The organism is Flaviflexus sp., from assembly GCF_052087705.1.
GTDB classification, from domain to species: Bacteria; Actinomycetota; Actinomycetes; order Actinomycetales; family Actinomycetaceae; genus Flaviflexus; species Flaviflexus ciconiae.
Genome location: NZ_JBQCYC010000001.1, coordinates 212,889 through 218,888 on the forward strand (window position 1 = coordinate 212,889; position 6,000 = coordinate 218,888).

5 protein-coding genes are annotated in these 6,000 nt (G+C 58.1%); 4 read left to right on the forward strand and 1 reads right to left on the reverse strand.

Annotated elements, in window-relative coordinates:
• Positions 1 to 17: 17 nt before the first annotated feature.
• The 4 genes from ACTHUY_RS00975 (at position 18) to ACTHUY_RS00990 (ending at position 5,508) form a co-directional block, all read left to right on the forward strand.
• Entirely contained in the window at positions 18 to 296 is a 279-nt protein-coding gene (locus ACTHUY_RS00975) for a helix-turn-helix domain-containing protein (RefSeq protein ID WP_441677242.1), read from the forward strand.
• 120 nt (positions 297 to 416) lie between these two features.
• Complete coding sequence (locus ACTHUY_RS00980) at positions 417 to 1,664, forward strand: hypothetical protein (protein WP_441677244.1); 1,248 nt, start codon at positions 417 to 419, stop codon at positions 1,662 to 1,664.
• Entirely contained in the window at positions 1,661 to 2,800 is a 1,140-nt protein-coding gene (locus ACTHUY_RS00985; protein WP_441677245.1) for a hypothetical protein, read from the forward strand. Before ACTHUY_RS00980 ends, ACTHUY_RS00985 begins: the two co-directional genes overlap by 4 nt.
• A 113-nt stretch (positions 2,801 to 2,913) precedes the next feature.
• Positions 2,914 to 5,508: a VaFE repeat-containing surface-anchored protein gene (locus tag ACTHUY_RS00990; RefSeq protein WP_441677247.1), complete on the forward strand. Its 2,595-nt coding sequence runs from the start codon at positions 2,914 to 2,916 to the stop codon at positions 5,506 to 5,508.
• 181 nt (positions 5,509 to 5,689) lie between these two features.
• Here the strand turns inward: ACTHUY_RS00990 and ACTHUY_RS00995 are convergent.
• A partial coding sequence (locus ACTHUY_RS00995; RefSeq protein WP_441677249.1) for a hypothetical protein occupies positions 5,690 to 6,000 on the reverse strand: 311 nt, incomplete at its 5' end.

Here is a 6,000-nt window from a genome sequence, read left to right on the forward strand (position 1 = left end):
GTCGTCATTATTGCAGTATGAAGTTGCACCTGACACAACCCGACGCACACAACGCGACAGCTCGGCTCCTGACAACAACTGATGTTGCCGAGATTCTGCAGGTCTCCCGGTCGACCGTTTTGAATTGGTGTCGTGATGGGCGCATTCTTGCGATTCGTTTGCCTTCCGGGCAGTACCGCGTGCCTCAGACGGAGCTTGATCGGATCCTGACGCCGACATCCCCATCCGCGTCCTCGGCAGCTTCACCTTCGCGCGCGCCGGCCGACATTATTCCCGGCCAAGGGGAGTTGCTATGAGATTGCTTCGGGGTTTTGCGGCGATGCTGGCGGTCGTGGTTATCCCAGCGTCGGTTCGAGCTCAGCTTGATTGGGAGCTGTGCTCGTGATGTCTGATCGTGTGGATGTGGGTGAACCCTAGTGGCTGCGAATACTGATTTCTTTGTTGTTCGTAAGGGTGCGACGGCGGTTCCTAATGGTCTGGTCCACAACAAGAAGCTCTCGTGGGCTTCGCTGGGCTTGATCGTGTATTGCTTGAGTCTGCCTACTGGTGCGCGGGTGGGTTACCGCGAGCTCCAGGGGCGGGGCTTGGGGGAGAAGGCTACCCGTAAGGCGCTGATCGAGCTTGAAGAGCTTAGTTACCGGTTCCGGTTTAAGCATCGCCGTCAGGGTCGTATTCGTGAGCTGACGATTGTCGCGGACACGCCCTTAACTCCGGGCGAGGCATACGCCGCTGCGCTCGAGCTGATGCGCGCCGGTGGCTTTGTCGATTCGGAGATTATCTCGTGCGCGTCCCACCCAGATTTCTCAGTTCCCACACCGCGCCCTGTTTCAGAGTTATCCACAACCGCAAGCGCTGCCGAGTCTGCTAATTCTCACCGTGCGGCAACAGGTGCCGCACGGTACGACCAGCCAAAACGCTCACCAAAGAGCGCTAAGCGAGAATCATTCGCAGGTGAGGGTGGTGTGGGTCGCAAGTTATCCACAGTCCCCGCCGTGAGTGAGAAACTCTCGCGTCAGCCACAAGTCGCTGACCAGCAAGAACATGGTGTTTCCGCAGGTCGTACCGTGCAGTGCTCTACCGTGGCACGGTGGGGCACGGCGCAAGTATCTAAAGATACTTCCAAGGATATTTCACTACGTTCAATATCCACTCCAATCCATTCCAGCAACGCTGCCGGGCCCGGCGATGGTGTGGTGGGAGTGGAGATTTCGGCGGTTCACAGTTCGGACCAGGCCCCTGCGGGGCCGTCCGAGCCACGTGTGCCTAACTGGGATCTCATCGTTGAGGCGGTTCCTGATGAGCAAAAGCGAGGGTTGATGGGTAAGGCTGCTCAACGAGTGTCGGACTCACTTGAGATGCTTATAGCGGCGGGATGGACCTCTCGCCAGTTACGCCATCGGCTTGCCGATAACCCGTTGCCACCGAAGGTGCGCAACATGCCGGGATTGCTGATTTCACGCATCGACGCGATGAAGCTTATCCCGGTTCCCAAACCCCCGGCCTCACGGTCAACCAACACAACCCGTGATGATTCTCCCCAGGCTGTGGGGCCGGCCATGACCAAAGAAGAGCGCCAAAAAGTGCTCGAAGAAACCGCTGAGATGCGCGCCGAGCTTGCCCAAAAGTTCGCCGCACGTCGAGCAACTCCACAAAGGACACCATGATGAATTCTCCCCGACCTTCAACCCCACGCCAATGGGCGGTGCTCATCGTCGCCCTCCTAGCTGTCGCTGCTATCGGCTTTGCCGGTTTTAAGCTCGTCTTCGATGGCGACGACACGGGCCAGCGTCAAGAGCTCACCGAAGCGGTCGAGACCTACCAGACCACTCGCACCTCCCATGAAGCTCTCCTAGTTCAGGCCGAAGAGCTCTCCGATGGGTGCTACATCAACACCGGCGAGGACGGCGTTGCATGCGACGACCTTGATGATTCAATCGAAGCTAGCCGCGCCCATACGCCCCTCAACATCGATGTTGCTGACGTCGCTGCCGCCGATCTGGCTGAGACGATCGAGCAGGTGAAGTCTGCTACCGCAGCACTGGCCGCAAACCAAGCCGAACTCCAAGAGAATATCGATTCGGTTACCCGCATTATTGAGGTTGCGCGCGGTTTTTGGATCACTGGCGAGGTTGATGTCGCCCTTGATGGTGTCGATACCCTCATCGCAGACTCTACATCCACGCTCCAAGCGGCCGAGAAAGCTCCAGGCGTCGATGACGGGCTGATTAAGCCCGTCAAGGATGGACTGGCGGAGATCAAGGATCTTCAAAAGACGTTGACCAGCGAGTATGACACCATGCGTGAGTCTGATCGAGCAGAAGACGTCACCCGGCTCTTCCAGCTACACGGCTCTCTGTCAGCTGACCGCAAGAAGCTTGAAAGTGCGATCAAGGCTGCCGGGGGCACGGTGGATGAAACTCCACAGTCTGTCGATGAAAGCAATGACGCTAGCGGGCAAGCAGTCCACGGCCAATCATCATCCTCACAAACACCAAACTCTGCGGCTCCACGAGCGACAGGATCATCGACCCCATCACATGCCCCTAAGCCGGCACCGCAAGCACAACCCAAGACCGCACCTAAGCCGCAGCCGACGGTAGCGCCGAAGCCGGCTCCTAAGCCGCAGCCGACGGTAGCGCCGAAGCCGGCTCCTAAGCCGCAGCCGACGGTAACGCCGACTCCTAAGCCGGTTGATATCGCTCGTGCAACTTGGGTGTGTGAAGGGAACACGCAAGGTGAAACCGAGTGCCATTTCGAGTGTTTTAACTCGGCTGGTGTTCAGGTGCCGTGCGATTTTTAGAAACGTCTCGCCTCTATCGGCGGGAGAAGAGCGGGATAACCCGCATCATCACAATGAAGGAGGAAACAGTGGATTCACCTACTGTTCGACTCAAGACAAGGACGGTATCGTTCTTGTCTGCACTACTGGTCATGCTCGTGGGCATGATGAGTTTACCTACCCCGGCCCAAGCTGTGCCTTTCTTTGCTGGCTCGGGCCATGAGATTACGCTTTCTGATGGCACCTCGATCAAGCTCCAAGCAATCGCCCCTCCCGCAGGGGCCGACCAGAGTCTACCTGTCTGGTGCATCGACCTGTCCAAGAGCCAGCCGGGCCGCGAGGACGTCGTCAGCATCGCCACGTTGACCGACTCGAAAATGTGGGGGCCGGCAGAACTTGATCTGACGGTGCCACAGCTAGCCGTGATTCTTGACGAGTATCAGCTCTCAACCGATGCCGATACGCTTGCCGCTATCGCTTACCTCGTTCACGCGAACCTGGAAGAGTCTACTCCCCAGCCCGAGCTTGGGATTTATGATTCACAGTCGGCTGTGGACTGGCTGGTTGGCAAGGTCTCAACCGAGGCTCCCACGATCCATGCCCGCGCCATTGAGCTTGCTCAGTATGGGCGCGATAGTGCGGCTGTAAGCTACGGAAACGCTGCTGGTGGAGAACCGGGAACCCGTGAGGGCATCATTGAGGGCATTGGCGTCAAGAACGGTGGCGGTGATTGGATCGCTGGCCGTGATATGACCGTCACGATGAACGGTCCAGCCGTGTTCGCCGACACGGGCACTCAGGAATGGAAGGGCAAGTCACAGGCAGCAAGCCTCCAGCTCGCCTGGACGGCTACCGGCAACGGCGAAGTCACATTCTCCACGCAATTCGATGCCACTCCTGCCGAGCTCAACGTCCTACGTAATCCGGATGTGCAAGACACGATCCAGTTCCCCAAACCCGTTGACCCTGAATTCATCACGATCCCAGGCAACACCTGGTGGGTAAACTTCGACTTCCAGCCAGTAGGCGTCTCGCACGTGGAGAAAATCTCCGACACGGGCACATTCACCGACACCTTCACAGCCGCTGCCGATCCAGATTATGGCTCGGGTCAGTGGCTCACACTCGATAATGGCACCCCGGTGCCGGTGACCTACAAGGTCTCGGCGTACCATACGGGCAACGTGCCACCGGCTCAGTCTGCAACGGTGCCCGATGGTGCGGAACTGATCGGGACTCAGACTGTTGTCGCTCACGGTCCGGGCGAGCTCAGCGCCGATTTCACCACCGATAAGCATGGTTTTGCGACGGTGGTATGGGAAGTAATCAAGGCTGACCAGCCGAGCGAGTATCGCGACTATATTGCAGGGGATTGGGCGGATAGTTACGGCATCCCGGCAGAGACGACCTCCTATCGTCACCCAGTCGAGGTAGATTCCACGCTCTCGATTCGCACCACGAAGTCGGGAACCTATTTTGTTGATGACCTGTGGGTGACGGGTTTCCCTGCCGATCACGGCGATTTCACTGGCGATGATCGATTCGGTCCTGATACTCAGGCAATGAACCAGGCACTGTACTTCTTCCCAGCAGGCACGACCGTCTCCGACGATAACGCGGATGCTGGCCAGCTGATTGCGCAGGTTGATGTTCCGGCAAAGAACGGATTTTATCCCTCGGTTGGTTCGACGGAGTTTAAGGCGTTGACAGGTGATGACGGTGAGATGACGCCTGGTACATACGTGTTTGTCACCTCCTTTGCCGGCGATGACCGCGTCAAGCCTTTCACCTCATCCTTCGAAGACGTCACTGAACAGTTCACTGTGACAGCTGAGCCATCCATTCACACCACGCTCATGTATGAACAGTCACGCGGACCAGTTCCCGGTTTTGGGACTCGTACGCTCGTGGATGTGGTGACCTACACCAACCTTGAGCCGGGCAAGACGTATGACCTTGAGGGCACACTCATGGATAAGGCCACAGCCGAGCCACTCCAGAATCAGGATGGTCAGCCGGTCACCTCAAGACTCTCGTTTACTCCAGAAACAGCCAACGGCACTGTCGAGGTGGCCTTCGAGGTGGACGCGGCGTTGTTTGCGGGCAAGACCACCGTTGCTTTCGAAAAGCTCACCCAGGACGGTCGTGAGGTCGCGATTCACGCCGACATCACGGACGAGAACCAGACACTCACGTTTGAGCCGGGCACAGAGCTGAAGACCACGGCTACAGACACGTCTGATGGCGACAAGCTCATTGAGCGTATTCCTAGCGCCTCGATCACTGACAGGGTGTGCGACGTGAACAAGACGCTTATTCCGGGCACCGAGTATGAGATCGTCACGGCACTCATGGAATCTGATGGTGAGCCAGTTCGTGACAAGGACGGTGCGCCCGTGACGGTGACCACGAGGTTTACCCCGCAGTCGAGCGATGAGTGTGCCGAGGTCGTCATCGAGTTCGATGCCACTCTCGTGCGAGGTAAGACGGTAGTCGTGTTCGAAGACGTCTTGCTTGATGGTGAGGTTATTGGTATCCATCACGACTTAGACGATGCCGATCAGACGGTGACGATTGAAGAACCCACCCCGCCCGCGCCGCCGCCGGCTCCCAAGCCAACCCCGCTTCCCAAGACTGGCGCAACAGTGACCATTCTTGCTGCTAGCGGTCTTGGGCTTGCTGCCCTGGGCGGCATCCTTGTCCTGCTACGCCGACGAGGCGTGGTGTAACAGACGAACGACGACCACCGTGTTTCTTTTGAACGGGTAACTCGGTGGCCGCCGTCGCCGGTGGGGGCAGAGCGTTTTTACGTGCCTTTCATCTGCCCCCACCATCCTCTCCATTGACCCGTACAGGGAAAATAGAAAGAAGTTGATTATGAAAGCCCGTGTGCTTATTGCTGGCAGTGTTTTAGGAGCCAGCCTTCTGGGATTCAACGTTATCCCAGCCAGTGCGGTCGGCCAAGAGGACGACCCGCGCCCACTCGCTGTCGAGGATGTACCTCCGACCCCTGGCGAGGAGGAAACACCTGATCTTCCACCAACCCCGACAACACCTACCGAGCCTGACACTCCTGAGGTTCCAACCGATCCGGAAACCCCCACCGAACCGGAACTCCCGGTTGAGCCTGAAGAGCCGGTGGTTCCAACCGATCCGGAAACCCCCGCCGAACCGGAACTCCCGGTTGAGCCTGAAGAGCCGGTGGTTCCAACCGATCCGGA

What these genes read in the sequence shown, in the direction of transcription:
- ACTHUY_RS00985 (WP_441677245.1), top strand. Translation starts at nt 1,661, where the DNA reads ATGATGAATTCTCCCCGACCTTCAACCCCACGCCAATGGGCGGTGCTC.
- ACTHUY_RS00975 (WP_441677242.1), top strand. Translation starts at nt 18, where the DNA reads ATGAAGTTGCACCTGACACAACCCGACGCACACAACGCGACAGCTCGG.